We start from the raw sequence: 20,447 nt of genomic DNA, 5'->3' as shown, positions 1-20,447 counted from the left end.
CCCTTGATTTCTTGAATGCACCGGAGTTTGGAGGCATCGAAAGCACTTTGGTAGCCGCGGCGCACGCACAATAGTTATACGATTCACGTATGCGAACCTTCGCCCCTCAGCCATCGCCCGCGGCCGCGGCCTCCGACCGCATCGAGCTGATGAAGACCTTCGTGCAGATCGTCGAGGCGGGCAGCCTGTCGGCCGCGGCGGCCCAGCTGCGGACCACGCAGCCCACGGTCAGCCGCCGGCTGCAGGCCCTGGAGCGCCTGCTGGGCGTGCGCCTGCTGCGCCGTTCGACCCATGCGATGAAGCTGACCGAGGACGGCGAGCGCTGCGTCGAGCGGGCCCGGGAGCTGATCGACAGCTGGCAGGCCTTCGAGTCGGACCTGCGCGGCGACGACGACGAGCCCGAGGGCATGCTGCGCGTGGTGGCACCGCACGCCTTCGGCCAGCAGCTGCTGGTCGGGCCGCTGGCCGACTACCTTCGCCAGCATCCCCGCGTCAGCGTCGAATGGCTGCTGCACGACCGGCGGCCGGACTTCATCGCCGAGGGCGTCGACTGCGCGATCCAGGTCGGGGAAGTGAGCGACCTGGGCGTCGTCGCGATCAAGCTCACCGAGGTGCCGCGCATCGTCGTGGCCGCCCCCTCGGTGCTCGAAGACATGCCCGCGCCCACCCACGCGCACCAGCTGGCCGCGCTGCCATGGATCGCCTTGCGCACCTTCTACCGCACCGAGATCGTGCTGTCGCACCTGGGCAGCGGCGAGGCCTGCCGCGTCGCCATCCGCCCGCGCCTGAGCACCGACAGCCTCTACGCCTTGCGCAGCGCCGCCGTGATGGGCCTGGGCGTGTGCGTGGGCTCGACCTGGCTGCTGGCCGAGGACCTGGCCGCGGGCCGCCTGGTCCAGCTGGTGCCGCAATGGCGGGCGGCCGCGCTGCCGGTGCACTTGGTCTATCCCCAGTCACGGCTGCAGCCGCCGAAGCTCAAGCGCTTCATCGAGGCCATGCGTTTCCAGTGGAACCATGGCGCCGTGCCCGACAATCGAGTCGCCGCCCGACCGGGAGAACCGTCGTGACGCCCCTTCCCAAGCCCACCGACGCCGCGGCGCCGCTGCGCTGGCTGCCAGGCTGGCGCACGCTGCGCGGCTACCAGCTCGCCTGGCTGCGCCACGACCTCACGGCCGGCCTGGTGCTCACCACCATGCTGGTGCCGGTCGGCATCGCCTACGCCGAGGCCTCGGGCATCGGCGGCATCTACGGGCTCTACGCGACCATCGTCCCGCTGCTCGCCTACGCCCTGTTCGGGCCCAGCCGGATCCTGGTGCTGGGTCCGGATTCGGCCCTCGCGGCGCTGATCCTCGCGGTGGTGGCGCCGCTGGCCGCGGGCGACCCGATGCGCGCGGTCGCGCTGGCCAGCGCGATGGCGGTCGTCTCCGGCCTGGTCTGCATCGGTGCCGGCCTCGCGAAGCTCGGCTTCGTGACCGAGCTGCTCTCGAAGCCGATCCGCTATGGCTACATGAACGGGATCGCGCTCACGGTGGTCGTGAGCCAGCTGCCGAAGCTGTTCGGCTTCTCGGTCGAGGCCGAGGGACCGCATCGCCAGCTCTGGGCCTTCGCGCAGGGCCTGCTGTCCGGGCAGTCGAACGGCATCGCCCTGGCCATCGGCGCGGGCACGCTGGCGGGCATCCTGCTGCTGCAGCGCCTGCCCCGCGTGCCCGCCGTGCTGCTGGCGGTGGTGGCGGCCACCGTGGCGGCGGCCGGGCTCGACCTGGCGGCGCGGGCCGGCATCTCGGTGCTCGGCGACCTGCCCCAGGGCCTGCCCCAGCCGGCGCTGCCGCTGATCGGCATGGCCGACGTCGGCCCGGTGCTGCTCGGCGGCCTGGCCGTGGCGCTGGTGTCCTTCGCCGACACCAGCGTGCTCTCGCGCGTGTATGCGGCCCGGATGCACATGCCGCCGGCCCCGAACCAGGAAATGATCGGGCTCGGCGTCGCCAACCTCGCGACCGGCTTCTTCCAGGGCATGCCCATCAGCAGCAGCGCCTCGCGCACCCCGGTGGCCGAGGCCGCCGGGGCCCGCACGCAGCTCACCGGCGTGGTCGGCGCCCTCGCCATCGCGGCGCTGCTCCTGTGGGCGCCCAACCTGCTGCACCACCTGCCGAGCGCGGCGCTGGCCGCCGTGGTCATCGCCGCGGCCATCGGCCTGTTCGAGGTCGCCGACCTGCGGCGCATCTACCGCATCCAGCAGTGGGAGTTCTGGCTGTCGATGGTCTGCTTCGCCGGTGTCGCGCTGTTCGGCGCCATTCCGGGCATCGGCATCGCGGTGGTCATCGCGGTGGTCGAATTCCTCTGGGATGGCTGGCGACCTCATTCGGCGGTGCTCGGGCGGGTCGACCGCGTCAAGGGCTACCACGACATCACCCGCTATCCGCAGGCCGCCCGCATCCCGGGCCTGGTGCTGTTCCGCTGGGACGCGCCGCTGTTCTTCGCCAACGCGGAGCTGTTTCGCGACCGGGTGCTGGCGGCGGTGGCGAGCTCGCCCACCCCGGTGCGCTGGGTCGTGGTCGCCGCCGAGCCGGTCACCAGCGTCGACGTGACGGCCGCCGACATCGTGGCCGAACTCGACGACAGCCTGCTGGCCGAGAACATCGAGCTCTGCTTCGCGGAAATGAAGGACCCGGTCAAGGACAAGCTCAAGCGCTTCGGCCTCTTCGCACGCCTGGGCGCCGAGACTTTCTACCCGACGCTCGGCGAAGCCGTGCGAACCTACCTGCGCAGCCATCCGGTGGCGTGGGAAGACTGGGAAGACGAAGCCGAGCCACCGGGGCGACCCGACTGAGTCCGCCGCTTCGGCATACTCGCGGCGCGCCAATTCCTTTCCCCATCTGGAGACCCTATGTCAGGCAACGGCTTTCACGTGCACGGCCCGCACGACCACGAGTTGGAACACGCGAGCGCGCAAGGCGGGCATGGCCCGGAGCCGGCGCACGGCAGCGGCGGCAGGAGCATGACCAGCCAGATCGCGGTGTGCACCGCGGTCATCGCCACGGTGGGCGCGATCTTCGCCTACATGGGCGGCCACACCCAGGCCAACGCCGGGCTCTACAAGAACAACGCCGGCATCAAGAAGACCGAGGCGTCGAACCAGTGGAATTTCTACCAGGCCAAGAGCACCAAGCAGGCGCTGGCCGAGTTCGCGCGCGACCTGGCCCCGGACGAGCGCAAGCCGGCGCTGCAGACCAAGGTCGGCCGCTACGAGCAGGAGAAGGCGGAGATCCTGCTGGTCGCCCAGCAGCTCGAGAAGGACGCGCTCGACTGGGACCGGCAGTCCGAGCAGCAGATGCACCAGCACCATCGCTGGGCCCAGGCCACGACCGCGCTCCAGGTCTCGATCGCGCTCGCCGCGATGGCGCTGCTGACGCGCAAGAAGTGGCTGGAGTGGGGCATGCTGGCGGTCGCCGGCATCGGCGTCGTCGTCGGCGTCCTGGCCGCGCTTCACGTCTGAGGGCGGGCGCAGCGCGCCCGCCGCTGCGATTCAGGGCAGATCGACGATCTGGATCCAGTTCGGGTTCTTGCCGACCGCGAGGCGCTTCGGGGCGGCCAGCGCGCCGCTCGCCGCATCGATCGCGTGCACCGACACGCTGTGGGAGTCCTGCCCGGCGACCACCAGCCAACGGCCGGTCGAGTCGATGGCGAAGCCGCGCGGCGTCTTCTCGGTCGGCGTCTGGCCGAGCGGCTGCAGCAGGCCGCTGGCAGGGTCGACCCGGAACGCCGACAGCGTGCTGCTGGTGCGCTCGGACGCATAGAGGAGCTTGCCGTCGGGCGTCAGGTGCAGGTCCGCCGCCCAGGGCTTGCCGGTGAAGCCGGCGGGCAGGGTCGTGGTCCGCTGCAACTCGCGCAGCGTCCCGCGCGCGCCGTCCCATGCATAGACGTACAGCGAGGCATCGACTTCGTTCACCAGGTAGAGGAAGCGCTGTCCCTGGTCCCAGACGAAGTGCCGCGGTCCCGACTTGGGCCCCGCCGCGACCAGCGGCGGATCGCCTGGTGTGAGCACACCCTTCTCTGCATCGAGGCGCCAGACGGAGACATTGTCGCCGCCCAGGCTGGTCGCCAGCACGAAGCGGTTGGTGGCATCGGCATGGATCGCATGGGCGTTGGGCGCCGTCGGGATCAGCTGCTGCACGGCGCCGACCGCGCCATCCTGGCCGATCGCATTGACCGTGATCTTGTGCCCCGGGTAGGAGGCGGCGAACAGCCAGCGGCCGGTGGCATCGACGTCGATGTTGGCCATGCTGTCGGCCAGGGGCGCCTCGCCCAGCTTGCGCAGCCGGCCGCTGGCGCCGTCGATGGCGAAGCTGGCGACCCGGAACGGCTGCGAGCGCAGGGCCGCATACAGGAAGCGCTTGTCCGGACTGACCGCCATCGGCATCACGGTCCCGGCGACAGCGACGGTGTCCACCGGCTTGAGCAGCCCCTGGGCCCGGTCGAGTTCGAGCACCGAGATGTCCTGGCTGTCGGCGTTCGCCACGTAGACGAAGCTGGCGGCCTGGGCCGCGGCCGCCAGCCAGAGAAGGGCGGCGCCCGCCAGCAGGGGGACGGCGCGGGGCCGCATGGTGCGCGATGGCATGGGTGTCTCCTTCGGTTGTTTGGGTTCGAGGTTATCTGTTGTCGTACAACTTGGCAATATTTCGCCAAGTCATCGGACAACCGTCAGTCCGCCGGAACGGGGCGCCAGCACGCAGCACAACGTCAATCCACAGTGCCGCTTCGGCAACCAGCAGGGGCGAATGCGACATCCTTGAGGCTGTCGGTTGCCATGCGGGCCGGGGACACTGGTGTTCATTCGCCGGGAACCTCGCCATGACCCGTTCAACATCCCTTCCCACCACCCTCTACCTCAGCGCCCCCGAGATGATCCGGCTGGTCCGGCGGCAGGGCCTGACGGCCTGCATCGCCGGCGTGGCCGAGCGCATCCGCCACGAGTTCCTGCGCTGGAACGAATTCGACAAGAGCGCCCGGCTGGCCTGCCATTCGGAACTCGGCGTCATCGAACTGATGCCGATCGCCGACGCCTCGCAGTTCGCCTTCAAGTACGTGAACGGGCACCCGGGCAACCACCGCCGCGGGCTGCCCACGGTGATGGCCTTCGGCATGCTGGCCGACGTCCAGACCGGCATGCCCAGGCTGCTGTCCGAACTGACGCTGACCACGGCGATCCGGACCGCGGCGATGTCCGCGCTCGCCGCGCGCAGCCTGGCGCGGCCCGGCAGCCGCCGGATGGCGCTGATCGGCAACGGCGCACAGGCCGAATTCCAGGCGCTGGCGTTCCGCGACCTGGTCGGTGTCGAGGTGCTGAGCCTCTACGACACCGACCCCGCCGCCACGGCCAAGCTGGTGGCCAACCTGGCCGGCCAGGGCCTGCGGCTCGAGGTCTGCGCGGGCACGGCCGAGGCGGTGCGCGGGGCCGACATCGTGACCACCGCCACCGCGGACAAGAGCCACGCGGCCATCCTCACGCCCGACATGATCGAGCCCGGCATGCACCTCAACGCGGTCGGCGGCGACTGCCCGGGCAAGACCGAGCTGCACCGCGGCGTGCTCGGGTTGAGTTCGGTGTTCGTGGAGTACGAGCCGCAGTCGCGGATCGAAGGCGAGATCCAGCAGATGCCGGCCGACTTCGCCGTGACCGAGTTCTGGCAGGTGCTGGCAGGGCGCCGACCCGGCCGGCGCAGCCCTTCGGAGGTGACCGTGTTCGACTCGGTCGGCTTCGCGCTCGAGGATTTCGCTGCCCTGGCCTTCATGGGCGAACGCGCCGCAGCGCTCGGTTTCGGCGAGGTGATCGAACTGATGCCGGATGCCGCCGATCCCAAGGATCTGTTCGGCCTGCTGGCCTCGAGACCGCGCCCCGCCGGCCCGGCGCCGCGTCAGGCCGGCGCGGCCCGCAGGATGCCGCCGGCGCGAACGAAGTTGCCGGCGCCGATGTGATGGATGGTCTGCAGCTCGGTGTTGTCGTCGCCAAAGCGCCAATGGCCGCCGGCGAAGATGCGGGCGTCGGCCGCCGCGGCCACGACTTCGCCGAAGCAGGTGTCGTAGGCGTCCTCGGTATGCGGCTCCGGCAGCAGCCGGCATTCCAGCCAGGCCGCGCAGCCGGTCTCCAGCACGGGCATCCCGAGGCGGGGACCCGGCTTCGCCACGATGCCATGGTGGGCGAACTTGTCGACGCTGCGGCCGCTCGCGCTGCCGACCGCATAGGTCAGGTCGACCAGCGCGGCCCCGGGCAGGCAGATGCCGAAAGCACCGCTGGCGGCGACGAGCTCGCGCGTCCAGGTCTTCTTGTCGATCACCAAGGCAATGCGGGGCGGCGTGAATTCCACCGGCATCGACCAGGCTGCCGCCATGACGTTGCGGCGACCGCCGTGGGCGCTGGTTACCAGCACCGTGGGACCATGGTTGACGAGGCGGCTCGCGTGCTCGAGCGCCACCGGCTTGAAATGATTCATGCGGCCATCCTACGGCCAACCGCCGCCGCTCGACGCCGGCCTCCGATTCGCCTACGCTGTGCGCCATCCGGCGGGCTGCCGGATTCCTGAAAGGCACACGCATGAATCTCCAACTCAAGGGCCGGCTGGCCCTGGTCTCCGGCAGCACGGCCGGCATCGGGCAGGCCATCGCGCAGGCCCTGGCGGCCGAGGGCGCCCGGGTGATCGTCAACGGGCGTTCGCAGGCCGCGGTGGATGCCGCGGTGGCGCAAATCGAGGCGGCGGACGGCGGCGAGGTCATCGGCTTCGCCGGCGACCTGAGCACGGCCGCGGCCGCGGATGCGCTGGTGGCCCGGCATCCGGACATCGAGATCCTGGTCAACAACCTCGGCATCTTCGAGCCCAAGCCCTTCGAGGAAATCCCGGACGCGGACTGGACGCGCTTCTTCGACGTCAACGTGCTGAGCGGCGTGCGCCTGGCGCGCCTGGTGCTGCCCGCGATGCGGCGCGCTGACTGGGGCCGCATCATCTTCATCTCCAGCGAGAGCGCGATCCAGATCCCGGCCGAGATGATCCACTACGGCATGACGAAGACGGCGCAGCTCGCGGTCTCGCGCGGCCTGGCCGAGGCGGTGGCGGGCACCGGCATCACCGTCAACAGCGTCCTGCCGGGCCCGACCCGGTCGCGCGGTGTGGGCGATTTCGTCGAGGCGCTCGCCAAGGCCGACGGCAAGTCCTTCGAGGCCTACGAGCGGGAGTTCTTCGAGAAGGTGCGACCCACCTCCCTCATCCGGCGCTTCGAAACGCCGCAGGAGATCGCCTCGCTGGTGGCCTACATCGCCAGCCCGCTGTCGTCCGGCACCACGGGCGCGGCGCTGCGCGTCGACGGCGGCTGCACCAAGAGCGCCTTCTAGCCGGGTCGACCTTGGCATCCAGAGCCGCCCGCATCGCACTGTCGGCCTCGGCCGCCGCCCTGGGGAGCATCGCGGCCTACTGGGCCCTGCTGGCGACACGCCAGGGACACATCCTGTTCGATGCCCGCAAGCACCCGGTCGTCCACCTGTCCGAAGACTTCTCCGCCTACGCCCACGCGGTGCCGGGCGGGATGGTTCGCGGCTACGTCTACCACCCCGAGGGCGAGCCTGCGATGCAGGACCTGTTCATCTATTTCGCCGGCCGGGGCGAGGACGTGCGCGCCACGGCGCAGGCGCTGCACTGGCTGCCGACGGGCTTCGGCTTCGCGGCGCTCAACTACCGGGGCGTGGCCGATTCGCAGGGCGACCCCTCCGAGCTGGCCTCCGTCCAGGACGCGCGCCAGTTCGCCAGTCACTTGCGCCAGGCCTTTCCGCAGACGCGCCTGCACGTGGTCGGACGCAGCCTGGGCACGGGCGTGGCGATCCAGCTGGTGGCGCGGCAGGAGTTCTCGAGCCTGCAACTGGTCACGCCCTACGACTCGATGCTCGAAGTGGCGAAGCGGCGCTATCCGCTGGTGCCGCTGTCCCTGTTGCTGCGCCACCAGTTCAATTCCCTGGCCCATTCCAGGGAGGTCGCGGCCAAGACCCAGGTCCTGCTGGCCGAGACCGACGAGGTCGTCCTGCACGAGCGCTCGCAGAAGCTGATCGCGGCCTGGCCGACGCCCGTCAGCGTGCAGACCATCGCCGGCTCCAACCACCACGACATCATGGGCTTCGAGGCGACCTGGCTCCATCTCGTCGACTTCGCGTTGACCGCCGTGCTGCCTGCGCCGCAGGCGGCTTGATCCGCGGCGCGAGCTCAATCGGCGCCACGTCCGGGAAAGCGGCGCCGCTGCGGGCCAGGGCAGCGAGCGGGACGGGCCGGACCTGCCCCGACCACAGCACATTCACCATTTCATGGAACCGCTTCGTTCCAAGATGCATGAAGCGCAGATTCATCGTCGCCAGTGCCTCGATGGCCTCGTCCATGTCGCCGGCGGTCGGAGGCGGCTCCTGGAACAAGGTGGCCCGGACGGTTTCCCAGGTCACCTGGATCGCCTTCATCTCGCTCTGGTCGTCACCCGGTTCGAACAGCGCGACCACTTCTCCCGGCTCGAAGTTCTGGGCACCGCGCGACCGGGCGTCGGTCTCGATGACCTCGATCGCGCAGCGCAGCGCGTCGAGCCTGCCTTTTTCCGGCTTGAAGCCCCGCGACATCTTCCAGTAGTGTTCGATCGCTTCGTAGCGGAAGCGAAGTCCCAGGCGCAGCAGGGTCACGAGCAGGCCCAGGTCGCCCGGAACGTCGAACAGGGGCGCGACGACGGTGGGTACGAGATGAACGTGAAAGCGACGTGCACCCCGCCTGAACACTTCGAGCTTGGCCAGCTGCGGCTGGAACGAGCCCTTGGTGCCGCCGGCATGGAACACGGCCTGGATCGGCACGAACTCACGGTCGTTGCTGGCCAGATAGATGCTGTTCTGCAGTTCGGCCAGCCATCGCTTGTCGAGCGAGGGCGCCACGGCGTCCACGACGCTCTTCCACGTCAGGCTGCCTCGGGATATGAGCCCGAACAGCTTCTTCGTGTCGGCGCTCATGTCGACGACGGCGTCGCCCGGAAGGGAAGGCCCACCAAGGCGCCCGGGCGCAGGCACGACGACGTCCAGGTAGTACTCGAACTGGACGCAGTCGTCCGGCGGCAGGCTCAGGAGCTCGGCCAGCCGGGCCAGCCAGGCCGCCCCCGGGACGGGCGTGCGCTGCAGCTTCAAGCGGCGGCCGATCATCTGGTAGAGCGCCAGCAGCCCTTCGGGAGTGCCGAGGTCCGCGCCCTCGTAGTCCTTCAGGGGCGTCGCGAGGTCGGTGGGCTTCATGCCCGAATGGCAGACCGGGATGATCGGCAAACCCTTCATCCAGGCCGCGCCGACTTCGAACTGGACCCAGGGCCGCTGGACCGAGGCCTTGCTGCACAGCACGATCACGGCGTCGGCCTTCGCGATCGCGCGCTCGACGGCCTCCAGCCATTGCACGCCGAGCTCGATGGTGCCCACGTCCGAGGACGCGAAGAACTCGACCAGGCCGAGGAAGTCCTCCTCCATCATGTCCTTCAGGAGGATCGCGACGTCTTTTTCTTCGGAGATGTGGCTGACGAACAGCTGGACCATGACCACCCCCACACCAGCAAATGCCGTTTGCCGTGATGGCAGGTATAGCCTGCCTGGAGATTTTTTGCGTCCCCCGTATGGCGTACGCCAGAAGAGCGGGCCCTCACATCGGCGCTAGCCGAGGTACTTGCCCCGCAGGTAGTCGAGGTAGGCCCGCGAGTCGCTCGACACGTAGGGCGAGATCAGCGTCAGGGTGTAGAAGGCCGCCAGTCCGGGATCGGCCTCGGCCTGCGCCTCGCGCCCCGGCACCAGGCGCTCGAAGGACAGCCAGCAGGTGGTGGTGAAGACGATCTGCAGGGCCAGGATGCGCGCCTGTTCGGCGCTGGTCTGGATCACCCCGGAGGCCACCAGCCCCTCGCACAGGGACTGCGCGGCCAGCAGGTTCTGGGCCGTCAGCTCCTGGGCCCGCTGCCCCAATGCCGGGTATTCGGCAGCCAGGAAGGCCATGTCGCGGTAGACGAAGCGGTATTCGTCGATGGCCTCGAAGCGCAGGTGCAGCGCCAGCCACAGGTCGTCGATCGCGGCGACGGCGGCGGTCGACCCGTTCAGCAGCCCGAGCCGCTGCTCGAAGCGCATGAAGAGCCGCTCGACGATCAGCTGCTTGGCCTTGAAGTGGTAGTGCAGGTTGCCGGGGCTGATGCCCATCTCGGCCGCGATCTTGTGCGTCGACACGGCTGCCAGGCCTTCCGCGTTGAACAGCGCGAGGCTGGTCAGCAGGATGCGGTCGCGGGTGTTGGGACTGGCCACGGGCGATGAGTGACGGCGCTCGGGATCGGCGGCTTCAGCGCTTGCGCCGGGCGGCCGGCTTGGCCGCCGCGAGCTGCGCGCGCAGCTGCCCCACCTCGTCGCGCAAGGCCTGGAGTTCTTCCACGCTCGGCATGCCCAGGCGTTGCAGCGCGCTCGCCACGCGCTGGTCGAACACGTCCTCGAACTTGCGGATGCCGAAGCTGTCCAGGCCCGGGAACCCGGCCGCGGGCCGGGCGCCACCCGCATCGGTCTTCTGGATGCCGAGCAGGCCCTCGATCACATGGGTGTGGCGCTTGACCACATCGGTGCCGACGTTGCCCAGCGCCTTCAGGCCCCCGCGCAGCAGGCCTTCGGCGCCGGCGGGCTTGCCGGCGGCTTCGGTGGGGGGTGCCGCCGCCGCGCTCGCCTTCCGGCGCGGCGCGGCGGACTTCCTGGCCGGCGCCGGCTTCTTCGGCAGCGCCGATTCCCTGCGGGTCGCCATGCTTCGGTCCCTGGGATCAGGCGGCTGTGCGGCGGGCGCGGCGGGCGGTCTTGGCGACGGCCACCGCCGCGCCCTTCGCTTCGGGGGCTTGCTCGGCCGCGGCTTCTTTGGCACCGGCGACGCGCGTCTCGAGCTTCCTGGCGCCCTCGGCGATCTTGTCGGCGATCTGCGCATGCACGTTGGCGATGGGCAGGTGGATGGCGCTGAAGGTGCTCACCAGCGAGGTCGCGATCGGCGACTCGGCCCGGGCCGCACGGCCGGCTACGGCCTCGATGCCCTGGGTGCCGGCTTCGGCCATGCGGTCGAGCACCGACACCACGCGGCCGGTGTCGATGTCGAGGCGGTTGGCGAGGAATTCGGTGACCTTCTGCATCTGGCCGTAGCGCGACGCGGCGCCATCGAGCAAGCGGCGGGCGCCGGTGCGCCAGGCGCCGACGAGGGTCTTGCCGGCTTCGTGGTACTGGCCCACGACGTGGACGGCGACGGCAGAGAGAGTTTGCGTGGACATGCGGTTTTCCTTGGAGGTGACTGACGATTCGCGGGATGCGACAGCCTGATGTTCTTCGCAAGGGCCTAGGCCAGGAAAACTAGATTCATCGCAAAGTTAGTCCAAGTGCCCCAATTTGCTGCCATCGCATTCTGCGTCAGCGCGGGTTGCACGCGTGCGAATTCGACCATCTCGAGAAGCCCGCGCCGGCGGGCGCCACGCGAAGGCCGAGGACGTGCGCCACGTCATCCCCTCTGTTGGGGACAATCCCGCTACGACCCTATCGACGCCCACGCTAGCATCGCGGTCTTCAAATTGTCAGGGGCGCCGGTGGGAACTCTGAGAACGATATTTGCCATGGCGGTCGTGTTCGCCCATGCAGGCGTCTACATGTTCGTTGGCGCGCTGAATGGCGTGCAGCTCTTCTACATGATATCGGGCTTCTTGATCTCGTTCATATTGACCGAGGTCAAGGCCTACCCCGAGGTCAAAGACTTCTACGCCAACCGGTTTCTGAGGATCTACCCGGTCTATGCAGCCGTCGCCGTTCTGACGCTGGGAGCCTATTTTCTGGGCATTCATGTCTACGATGAATTTTTCAGCGTCTACCGAGAAGCCCCCTGGTCGGCGACGATTCTGCTGATTTTCTCCAATACATTCCTGTTCCTCCAGGACTGGGTGATGTTCTTCGCTGTGGTCGATGGCCGGCTGATCCCGACCGGCAATTTCATGGAGAGCTCGCCATTGCTTTATCCAGGGCTGCTCGTTCCGCAGGCGTGGACCCTGGGTGTCGAACTGACTTTCTATCTGATTGCCCCGTTCGTGCTTCCCAGGCGGAGACTGGTGTACGTACTGCTCGCAGCCTCGCTGACGCTCAGGGCCATTTTCATTGCGCGAGGCTTCGGTCAGAGCGACCCCTGGTCCTATCGCTTCTTTCCCACCGAGCTGGCGCTGTTTCTGGCGGGGGCGCTTTCGCATCAAATACTGCTGCCGCTCTACAGAAAAACGCGCATCCTTCGCTCGCGTGCGGCCTGCCTCACGGCGACAGGCTTGCTGGTGACGGTCGCGCTGACTTATCACCTTTTCGCCTTGCCGAAGTTGACACACAATATTGTCCTGTTCGCATTTTTCCTCGTGCTGATGCCATTCGCATTTATCTTCCAGAGAAGCAGCGCACTCGACAATTGGATCGGCGAGCTGAGCTTCCCGATGTACATTTGCCACAAGCTCGTGATAGCGATTTCGACGCGATGGACGGACGGCCTCAAACAGGATCAGCCCTATACGTTCGCCTGGCTTTGCGTTTTCTTGTCCGCCCTCTTCGCAATTGCCTTGAATCGGCTGGTTGCCTCGCCAATGGAGTTGGTGCGAAATCGATTCAGGAAAAAAATCGAGATCAGCACCGTTCCCAAATCACCTATCGATCGCAGCCAAGGACCTGTCTCTGTCACCGCGGCACTCTAGACCCGGCTGCCCAAGACCCGCATAGAGTTCCGCATGGCCGGCGAGCGCATCTGTCGAACGCGCTATTGCACATCCCGTCGTCCTCCCTAAGCTCGGCCGTCTCTCCCCAGGAGGTCGTGCATGAACATCAATGCGGTGGTGCGAAGCGTCCAGGCGGCGCTGGGTGTATCGGTCGATGGCAATCCGGGTCCCGAGACCTGGCGGGCCATCCACGAGAAGATCGTCGGCAAGGCGGTGCCGAAGTCGGCCGCCTTCGCCGGCCGCGCGGACGAGCGCAGCGAAAAGACCATCGTCACGCTGCATCCGCAGGTCGCGCCCTACGCGCGGATGCTGGTCGAACGCGCGGCGGCCGCCAACATCGAGATCAAGATCTTGAGCGGCACGCGCAGCTACGCCGAGCAGGACGCCCTGTTCGCGATCGGCCGCACGAAGGAGAAGAACCGGCGGCCCGTGACCAACGCGAAGGGCGGCGAGTCCAACCACAACTTCGGCATCGCCTTCGACGTCGGCGTGTTCCGCGGCAAGGAGTACCTGGGCGACAGCCCGCTCTACGCCACGGTGGGCGCGATCGGCATGGACATCGGCCTCGAATGGGGCGGCCAATGGGAAAGCTTCGTCGACATGCCGCACTACCAGCTGCGACCCGATTGGTCGGAGGGCATGTCGGAGCGCGAGATGCTGCGCGAGCTGCGGGCCCGCAAGGCGGCGGGCAAGGATGCCTACGCGACCTGAGCCGGGGGCCGCTCCGCGTGACGGTCAGGCCGGGCAGCTGCTGCCGAGCAGGGTCTTCGAGTCCGCCAGCGGCCGCGCACCGGCCGCGCGCAGCAGGTCCACGCGCTGCTGGAAGGCGCTGCGGTGGGCGCGGCTTCCCTGGTCCACGCTGAACGACAGCTCGACGATCCGCTGGCCGGTCGCAAGCAACCACTCCTCGACTTTCCAGTCGTCCCGTGATTTGAAGCGCCGGACATGGTTCACACAGGGCTTGGGCACCATCCCGGTGGCCGGCGGGAAGGCCGCAGCGGCGGCGGCCTCGACGGAGCAGCTGAAGGAGATGGCCTTGCGCGGCGTCGGCGCCGCATCCGTCCCTTCTTCGCCCACCCAGTTCACATCCACCTCCAGCTTGCGCTCGCGCTTCGGGCCGACGAGCGGGCAGGCCCAGGTCGACAGCAGCTTCCGGGCCGCCTTGGATGCGGGGGCGCGCACCTTGTACGTCGACTCCGGCCCGTCGTCGTCGGTGCGCTCGCGCGCCACGGCGCCGTAGCTGTCGTCCGGCAGCCCCGCGGGTCGACGAACCTCGAGGTAGCGGACCCCGAATTCCTTGGGCTGGTCGTCCTCGATGCCGAGTTGCCTGGCCGCCTGCCGTGCCGTCGCCGGGCCGCCCTGCGCCGGGTCCCAGCGAAACGCGTATTCGGTCCGCTGCGCATGGGCGCAGAGACAGCTCGCCATGGCGATGGCGGCCACCAGGTGGGAAGTTCGCATCGCGGGCGCTTCGCTCAGCGGGGCATGGCCAGGTCACCCTTCTTGAAGGAGGTCTCGAACTGCTCCCAGCCGTGCAGCCCGCCGTTGACCAGGCGCCGCGCGGCCTGGAAGTTGCCGTGCAGGATCGCGTCCTTGATCTGCAGCTCCCGGTCGGCCAGGAACAGGCTCAGCAAATCGGCGGCGACGGCGGCCGTGTTCGCTAGGTCGGGGTTCTTCACCAGGTCTGCGGGGGTGGGCAGCCGCGGACCATAGCGCCGGTAGTTGGCGCGTCCCGTGAGCTGCACGAAGCCACGCCCCTTGAACAGCGCGCCGTCAGGCGGCCCCTGGTTGCCGAGGTCGCCGCGGTGGTCGTAGAGATCGAAGGGATGGCCGGCGGGCGAGGTGTTGAAGGCGCTGATGCCCTCGCTGATCGGCGCGCAGCCGGCCGTCTCGGCACGGATGGTGGCGATGGCCATGAGCACCATGGTCCGGTCCGGGATCTCGAAGGCGCGCAGCGATGCCAGGATGATCGGCAGATGGGTCTTGATGTTCGCGAGCGGCGCGCCGGGCAGCATCAGGGACGCGACCTGGACGCTCATGTCGCCGGTGGCGTCGGGCAGGTCCGCGGATTCGGCCAGGCCCAGGGCATGGAGCGTGCGAGGCCCCGCGATGCCGTCGGCCAGCAGCCCCTGGCCTTGCTGGAAGGCGGACAGCGCGTTGAAGGTGCCGGTGCCGAAGTCGCCATCGATGGCGCCTGGGTTGAAGCCCGCAGCCAGCAGGGCCTGCTGAAGCGCGGTGACGTCGGGGCCTTCGTCGCCATAAACGAGCTTGAGCCTCATGGTTGCATCTCCTCGCGACAGCTGTCGGCGAAAAAGTGTCGGTGGCAACCGGGGCGGGTGTCAAGGCTCGACGAGTCGGAAGGCCGGGTGGCAACCCCATTGTTGAGGAGGTGCGCCTGGACGCCCCCTCGATGCATCCCACCACCGTATCAGCGCGCGGGCCAGCGTGTTGATCTGGTGGTACGCACAAAGCGGCCGAGCATCGCGCCTCGGCTCCTCACTCGTTGCCGCCTTCCATGCCGTCGTAGACGATTTCCTCGAAGCGGCTGTTGCGGATCTCGCTGTCCTGCATGCGGCCATCGGCCATGCGCCAGACGCCGGTTCCCTGGCAACTGTCGAACAGCACCGTCGCCGACAGGGGCGCGCCCCGCTTGCGCGGCCGTCCGACGACGAAGGTCATGCTGCCGAACTGGCAGTTCTCCACGGTCAACCGGGTGCCCGACACCAGGACTTCGCCTTGGCCGGTGCATCCCCGGAACGTGACTTCGCCCGTGCAGCCGATGCCCTCGAAGGATCGAGGCGCAGCAGCGCCGCCGGAGAAACTGCACCCTTCGAACAGCACAGCCGTGCTGCCATCGGTGCCGCCGAAGATCGAGCGGCCCACCGACTTGCACTGCGTGAAGCTGACGTTCGTCATCTTGCCGAAGTCGTGGTCGGGCGCGAGGAAGCTGCAATCGACGAAGCGGCAGTTGCGCATCGCGCTGAGTTGGATGTTCTTGGCGCCGGCGAAGTTGCAGCCCGTGAAGCTGAGGTTTTCCCAGACGCCCGTGAAGCTGGCGCCTGACATGTCTGCATTGGCAATGGTCATGGCCGAGGCGCCGCCTTCGAGCAGGCGTTTGTATTCGGGTTTGAGTTGGAGGATGGGGGTGGGCATGGAAGCGATCTTTCGACGAAGACGGAGGCTGTGTTTGCCGCGCGGCGTCGGGACGGTTGGGGAGTGCTCTGCGTCAGTCGTGGCCGGGGGCCCTGTCGTCTTCGTCAGGCGCGGTCCCGAGAAGGCGGATCACGCCTCCACCGTCACTGTGCATGAGCACGTCCCGACTGACGGTTTCGAGGACCTTGTCGTTGCCGTCCATCATGAAGGTGAAGCTGCCGCCGCCCGCAAACTGGAGGTGGTGAGAAACGGTCTCATGGACGGTCGTGATGGCATGGCCCGTCACCAACCGGAGATCGTGCACTTCGATGCGGCTGACGGCAGGCTGGGTCATTTCGATAGCGCCGCCACTGGCCGTCGTGATGCTGCCGTCGAGGCGGTGGATGGCCACGCCCTGATGGTCGGCCACGATGATGCCGATGCGCGTCACCGTGATCTCAGGGGGATCACCGGGCTTGATGTGGTGCGAACTGATGATCAGTTGTTTGCCTTCTTCGATCGTGCCATGGCGGATGATGGGAACGAGAGTTTGGCCTTCACTCGACATGCGCTTCAGTATTCGGATCAGCAAGTCATGTGTTTCGCGGTCTAGCGGGGTTGACGGCTTCGTCATGACGATCTCGACTTTTATTTCGGTGAATAACTCGCTCTCAGATTTTTCAATCAACTGAATTTCTAAATCAATGAAATTTTTTATCCGTCGGATGGAGTGTAATTTTTAAGATCTCGGCCTCGGGGCGTGATAGGGAAATTAAAATTCTCTCGATCACGAACGGGAATTTCGAATATGCAATACCAGTGCACGCACCATCAGCCACTGAATCGTTCCTGCGATCATGCAAAATGCCCACGCCAGTATTGATCTGAAGATTACATCAAAAAATTCATGGCCGATAGTGCTTGAAGGGATCAATGGGAGAGCAAATGATGCGGGCGGTGCAATTATCAACATTGCGTAGGTGAAAATCACCTCTCCCGTCTTCGGTGCGTCCGTTCCTCTGGTTGAAAAAATAATAAATCCCAATAACACCAAGATGGCGCCAAAAAGCCAACTCACGTAAAGCCATTTCCAATTGCCCGATCTTGTAAATTGGCCAACGAAAAAGCAAAAAGCACTTGCGAAGGCAATCAGTAGCGTCGCCAAAAAAAGTGCGCCACCTGATTGATCAGTGAATTGATCAATGGCAACTGCAAAAATGGCTGTGGCAGCATAGGTCACCACGACAGCGTAGCGCCGATGTCGGCTTGGCGCGGTCATCGTGTGTTGCATACTTTGCGACATTCTTCTACCGTTTGATCAGCCCAAGATTGGCAATTCTCGCCCCCGTTGAATGTGCCTGGAATCAAAGCGTATTTTGGGCGAGTAGTCGAAAACATTTTTGGCAACAAGCACTGCTCCAAACATTGATTGTCTTCTTCGACTTTTTCGCATTGCTGATTGCCGTGTGTCCCATCGCCCTCGCTTGGCTTCCCTTCGCTCCACGGTTTTCCTACACGATCCTGACCGCCAGTTACCACAGAGCCGTTGGGCTGGATGATGGCGATGAATTTGTGATGCAACGGGTTGGACTTGGGCGCGTAGACCCATTCACCCACTGTTCCGAGTGCATGAAGTGGTTGAGTACACATGAATGTCATCAGTCCGCGCGGATCGATATTTTTCGTTGGATTCCCATCTGCGAATAAGTACTTGTCTAGGCCTCCTGCCAATCCAATTGGGTCCTTCGAGACATACCTCCCCCCAATCGGGTCGTAATACCGATACCGGTTGTAATGCAGCCCCGTCTCCTCATCGAAGTACTGCCCCTGGAACCGGATGTTGTTCGTGAAGCCATCGAAGCTCGTCGCTTTTGCTTTGCCGAAGGCCTTGTAGTCCCCCTCCCAGACGATCTTTCCCTTGTCATCGGTGAGTTCCATGGGCGTGCCCAGGTGGTCGCACTGGTACCAGGCCAAGCGCTGCGGCCCCCATTGATTCCCCTGCGCCTCGCGCCGCAGCTGCACCATCGGCACGAAGCTCGCCCCGGGCTCGTACAGGTAATGAATCAACTTGCCTGCGCTGCGCTCCCAGGCCAGCGCATCGCCGTCCCAGCCGAAGGTGGTCATGCCGTAGCCGCGCTCGGAGTTGATGCGCGCAATCTCTGCCGGGCGCCAGCCCGAGCCCGCCGACGAGTTCGGCAGCACCACCGCGCCGCTCTTCTTGCCGATGCGCCGGCCCAGCGGATCGTAGAAGTAGCGCACCTCGGAGTCGTGCAGGGTCTCGAAGCGCCGCAGGCGGCCAAAGCCATCCCACTCGAAGACCTGGCTGCGCTGGCCTGGGATGTGCGCCTGGTGCAGGTTGCCACGCTCGTCATGCTCGTAGCGGGTATCACCGAAGCGGCGCAGCAGGTTGTCCAGCAGCGAGGAGGTCGGCGTGGGCACGGTGCGCAGCAGGCCCCACTCCTGGGCTTGGGCCTTCACCAAGCCCTCGGCCACGCGTTGTGCTGACCCAGCAGGGTGCGGCGGTCTCTCGGTGCAGCTTGTCGAGCTTGGGGCTCACCAATCTCTCTCCGTCGAGCACCAGGCCCTACATGGGGCTTCACAAAGCTAGTCATTGCTTTTGCGTTGAGCTCGATCGGTCATCTGGATCCGCTGAATAAATCTGAAAATATGCCGCAACTGGAGTTTTTGCTCGACCTCGTTTGCAATTCTCAAACCAAATCCAAACTTCTTGACCGACAAGCAATTTATCTTGCACCCCATCCCCTCCAAAAACTGTGAAAATTGGAAGATTTGGAGGCAATTCCACCTGAATTTTTCTGCCATTTGATTTTATTCGAATAGAAATGCTCGGAAGATTCACTTCAGTGATTGAGCCATGCAAATTCGCAGAACTGGCGCCCTTGCTATCGTCTGGGGAAGGAAGCTGACATCTGACGGCTGCCCCGCCTGAGATCAAAAAAATCGTGGCAATTACCAGTCGCACAATTCTGCTTTCAGAGTGCATGAGTACTAACTCTATCGATCGCGCCGATACATTATTTCTCGACCTGGATTCTTTTTGCGCCATTCTGAAATTTTGTCGCACAAGGCATTGATGTCCACATTTTGAGCTCGAGTACAGCCTTCTGTTGGTTTCCATCCTTGCTTGTCAGCGCAAGGGTAAGGTAGACGAGTTCCGCCGCCATGAATCCATCGTTAGCGAGGATCGGTAGTTCTCATTTTTGCAGTCCCGTATGCATCACCCAACTTTCCTCGCGGGCATTCTGTGACCATTCCCGAATAGGGGCCATCGGCACCAGGCTTCGAACTTCTTGTTACCTCGCCCTGGATGCGCTGATCGATCATGCCCGCCTGGTTGTAGCGGACTCGGTCTTGCGCGCCAGGGGATCGATGTGGGCGAGCAAGCGGGCGCATAGCGCGTACCCCATCACCAATCGGAGGTCGTTCAATTCAATGCGCCGATGTGGCTGCGGACTAGCATTTTGACGCAGGAAGATAAATAAAATAGTGTCTAAAATCCGCACAAACGCTTAATCTTCAACAACTCAGAGGGAAATTCGCCCGTAGAAATTTCCCCTTCATTACCAAAAGAATTGGCTCGGATAAGTTCTGGACCACACCTCGGATCGATTGCACACTCTTTCAGCGAATCAAAAATATGCTCGGCCTCCTGAGTCACCGTGCACATTGCCTTTTCTGAGTCACCCGAGGCCAATAGGAGTGCAACATTTTTCAACTTCTTGTAGCCATATGAATTGTTAATGTTGATCGCTCTATTGGTGGCAATTTTATACGCCTCATTTCCGGTGGATCGAGATACCTGGACACCCGCCAAGTATGAACAAACGGTGAGAATGGCTGCCGCGACGACAGTTCCTACGAATCTTTTATTTTTCATGGTTTACAGCCCTGGCGGCTTAAGTCCTGACATGTCTTTTCTAATCTCCTCTTTGGTGCAGACACAGCCTTCGGGCATATCCAACGGAGTCGGTGGCCAGACAAAAGGCTCGCCGCCAATTGGCTTGTCGATCTTATTGGGCCCCGTGTATTTTGTCGCCACCCCTGGTTCTTTTGTGCATGTCTTGCCGGGATAGCAATCTGCGACGACACATGAAAAAGTGTCGTCGGGCAAGTATATTTTTGTATTAAACCCAAAAAGCCCCTTTACTGCATCCACAAGATCTTGAGTCATGCTCTGACTTGCCTTCGCCGATTCAACAGGATTTGGCAGTGGATTAATTGGCTTTCCTTTTCCAAAATTCTTTGGAATCGCGCCAGCCAACCCCAATCGATCCACGCCCTGAGTCGGGTTGTTTAGGTAGCCGAAGGTATTGAGGCCTCCCTTCAGCCCAATCGGGTCCTTCGAGACATATCTCCCGGCGATCGGGTCGTAATACCGATACCGGTTGTAGTGCAACCCCGTCTCCTCATCGAAGTACTGCCCCTGGAACCGGATGTTGTTCGTGAAGCCATCGAAGCTCGTCGCTTTTGCTTTGCCGAAGGCCTTGTAGTCCCCCTCCCAGACGATCTTTCCCTTG

At 65.2% G+C, this 20,447-nt stretch carries 23 protein-coding genes; 8 read left to right on the top strand and 15 right to left on the bottom strand.

The window, feature by feature from the left end:
* Positions 1-89 precede the first annotated feature (89 nt).
* Genes QTI33_RS34020 through QTI33_RS34010 form a run of 3 tightly spaced genes read left to right on the top strand, consistent with a single transcriptional unit; the run spans position 90 to position 3,493 of the window.
* Complete coding sequence (locus QTI33_RS34020; RefSeq protein ID WP_286511017.1) at positions 90-1,067, top strand: LysR family transcriptional regulator; 978 nt, start codon at positions 90-92, stop codon at positions 1,065-1,067.
* Positions 1,064-2,827 (top strand): SulP family inorganic anion transporter, encoded by a 1,764-nt coding sequence (locus QTI33_RS34015; RefSeq protein ID WP_286511016.1) that lies wholly within the window; start codon positions 1,064-1,066, stop codon positions 2,825-2,827. The genes QTI33_RS34020 and QTI33_RS34015 overlap by 4 nt, the downstream gene beginning before the upstream one ends.
* A 57-nt stretch (positions 2,828-2,884) precedes the next feature.
* Positions 2,885-3,493 (top strand): DUF4337 domain-containing protein, encoded by a 609-nt coding sequence (locus tag QTI33_RS34010; RefSeq protein WP_286511015.1) that lies wholly within the window; start codon positions 2,885-2,887, stop codon positions 3,491-3,493.
* Positions 3,494-3,523: 30 nt separating this feature from the next.
* On the opposite strand, the gene QTI33_RS34005 is transcribed toward QTI33_RS34010, so the two are convergent.
* Positions 3,524-4,615, bottom strand: a complete 1,092-nt coding sequence (locus QTI33_RS34005; protein ID WP_286511014.1) for a lactonase family protein — start codon at positions 4,613-4,615, stop codon at positions 3,524-3,526.
* 233 nt (positions 4,616-4,848) lie between these two features.
* Here QTI33_RS34005 and ocd point away from each other — a divergent pair, with 233 nt between their 5' ends.
* The gene (gene ocd / locus QTI33_RS34000; protein ID WP_286511013.1) at positions 4,849-5,973 is read left to right on the top strand and encodes an ornithine cyclodeaminase; all 1,125 of its coding nucleotides are present in this window, start codon (positions 4,849-4,851) and stop codon (positions 5,971-5,973) included.
* On the opposite strand, the gene QTI33_RS33995 is transcribed toward ocd, so the two are convergent.
* A complete protein-coding gene (locus QTI33_RS33995; protein WP_286511012.1) occupies positions 5,913-6,488 on the bottom strand; it encodes a flavin reductase family protein in 576 nt (191 codons plus the stop codon). The two genes, ocd and QTI33_RS33995, sit on opposite strands and share 61 nt — an antisense overlap.
* Before the next feature lie 101 nt (positions 6,489-6,589).
* Here QTI33_RS33995 and QTI33_RS33990 point away from each other — a divergent pair, with 101 nt between their 5' ends.
* Together QTI33_RS33990 and QTI33_RS33985 are read left to right on the top strand one after the other, a co-directional pair.
* Positions 6,590-7,381, top strand: a complete 792-nt coding sequence (locus QTI33_RS33990; protein ID WP_286511010.1) for an SDR family NAD(P)-dependent oxidoreductase — start codon at positions 6,590-6,592, stop codon at positions 7,379-7,381.
* Positions 7,382-7,392: 11 nt separating this feature from the next.
* On the top strand, positions 7,393-8,226 hold the full coding sequence (locus QTI33_RS33985; protein ID WP_286511008.1) for an alpha/beta hydrolase: 834 nt from the start codon (positions 7,393-7,395) through the stop codon (positions 8,224-8,226).
* Here the strand turns inward: QTI33_RS33985 and QTI33_RS33980 are convergent.
* From QTI33_RS33980 to QTI33_RS33965, 4 genes are all read right to left on the bottom strand, one after another.
* Positions 8,147-9,580 carry a toll/interleukin-1 receptor domain-containing protein gene (locus QTI33_RS33980; protein WP_286511007.1) on the bottom strand — a complete coding sequence of 478 codons (1,434 nt, stop codon included), beginning with the start codon at positions 9,578-9,580 and terminating at the stop codon, positions 8,147-8,149. The two genes, QTI33_RS33985 and QTI33_RS33980, sit on opposite strands and share 80 nt — an antisense overlap.
* 114 nt (positions 9,581-9,694) lie before the next feature.
* Positions 9,695-10,327 (bottom strand): TetR/AcrR family transcriptional regulator, encoded by a 633-nt coding sequence (locus QTI33_RS33975; RefSeq protein ID WP_286511006.1) that lies wholly within the window; start codon positions 10,325-10,327, stop codon positions 9,695-9,697.
* A 34-nt stretch (positions 10,328-10,361) separates the two neighbouring features.
* Positions 10,362-10,808 carry a phasin family protein gene (locus tag QTI33_RS33970; RefSeq protein ID WP_286511005.1) on the bottom strand — a complete coding sequence of 149 codons (447 nt, stop codon included), beginning with the start codon at positions 10,806-10,808 and terminating at the stop codon, positions 10,362-10,364.
* Positions 10,809-10,824: 16 nt separating this feature from the next.
* Positions 10,825-11,316, bottom strand: coding sequence for a hypothetical protein (locus QTI33_RS33965; RefSeq protein WP_286511004.1), 492 nt, complete (start codon positions 11,314-11,316; stop codon positions 10,825-10,827).
* A 105-nt stretch (positions 11,317-11,421) separates the two neighbouring features.
* Here QTI33_RS33965 and QTI33_RS33960 point away from each other — a divergent pair, with 105 nt between their 5' ends.
* Both QTI33_RS33960 and QTI33_RS33955 read left to right on the top strand, forming a co-directional pair.
* A complete protein-coding gene (locus QTI33_RS33960) occupies positions 11,422-12,759 on the top strand; it encodes an acyltransferase family protein (protein ID WP_353506374.1) in 1,338 nt (445 codons plus the stop codon).
* Positions 12,760-12,879: 120 nt separating this feature from the next.
* Positions 12,880-13,491 (top strand): D-alanyl-D-alanine carboxypeptidase family protein, encoded by a 612-nt coding sequence (locus tag QTI33_RS33955; RefSeq protein WP_286511002.1) that lies wholly within the window; start codon positions 12,880-12,882, stop codon positions 13,489-13,491.
* 24 nt (positions 13,492-13,515) lie between these two features.
* On the opposite strand, the gene QTI33_RS33950 is transcribed toward QTI33_RS33955, so the two are convergent.
* The 9 genes from QTI33_RS33950 to QTI33_RS33910 form a co-directional block, all read right to left on the bottom strand.
* A complete protein-coding gene (locus QTI33_RS33950) occupies positions 13,516-14,238 on the bottom strand; it encodes a hypothetical protein (RefSeq protein ID WP_286511001.1) in 723 nt (240 codons plus the stop codon).
* Positions 14,239-14,252: 14 nt separating this feature from the next.
* Entirely contained in the window at positions 14,253-15,056 is an 804-nt protein-coding gene (locus QTI33_RS33945; protein WP_286511000.1) for a peptidoglycan-binding protein, read from the bottom strand.
* A gap of 217 nt (positions 15,057-15,273) precedes the next feature.
* Positions 15,274-15,930, bottom strand: a complete 657-nt coding sequence (locus QTI33_RS33940; RefSeq protein ID WP_286510999.1) for a hypothetical protein — start codon at positions 15,928-15,930, stop codon at positions 15,274-15,276.
* A gap of 73 nt (positions 15,931-16,003) precedes the next feature.
* Positions 16,004-16,597 carry a hypothetical protein gene (locus QTI33_RS33935; RefSeq protein WP_286510998.1) on the bottom strand — a complete coding sequence of 198 codons (594 nt, stop codon included), beginning with the start codon at positions 16,595-16,597 and terminating at the stop codon, positions 16,004-16,006.
* A gap of 99 nt (positions 16,598-16,696) precedes the next feature.
* On the bottom strand, positions 16,697-17,188 hold the full coding sequence (locus tag QTI33_RS33930; protein ID WP_286510997.1) for a hypothetical protein: 492 nt from the start codon (positions 17,186-17,188) through the stop codon (positions 16,697-16,699).
* Positions 17,185-18,387: an RHS repeat domain-containing protein gene (locus tag QTI33_RS33925; protein WP_286510996.1), complete on the bottom strand. Its 1,203-nt coding sequence runs from the start codon at positions 18,385-18,387 to the stop codon at positions 17,185-17,187. Before QTI33_RS33925 ends, QTI33_RS33930 begins: the two co-directional genes overlap by 4 nt.
* A gap of 130 nt (positions 18,388-18,517) precedes the next feature.
* Positions 18,518-18,913, bottom strand: a complete 396-nt coding sequence (locus tag QTI33_RS33920; RefSeq protein ID WP_286510995.1) for a hypothetical protein — start codon at positions 18,911-18,913, stop codon at positions 18,518-18,520.
* Between the two features lie 507 nt (positions 18,914-19,420).
* Positions 19,421-19,807, bottom strand: a complete 387-nt coding sequence (locus QTI33_RS33915; RefSeq protein ID WP_286510994.1) for a hypothetical protein — start codon at positions 19,805-19,807, stop codon at positions 19,421-19,423.
* 3 nt (positions 19,808-19,810) lie between these two features.
* On the bottom strand, positions 19,811-20,447 hold a 637-nt coding region (locus QTI33_RS33910), incomplete at its 5' end, for an RHS repeat domain-containing protein (RefSeq protein WP_286510993.1).

Source organism: Variovorax davisae (assembly GCF_030316845.1).
Classification (GTDB): Bacteria; Pseudomonadota; Gammaproteobacteria; order Burkholderiales; family Burkholderiaceae_C; genus Variovorax; species Variovorax davisae.
Note: the sequence above shows the minus strand (reverse complement) of the source record. Positions and strands in the feature narration are given on the sequence as shown.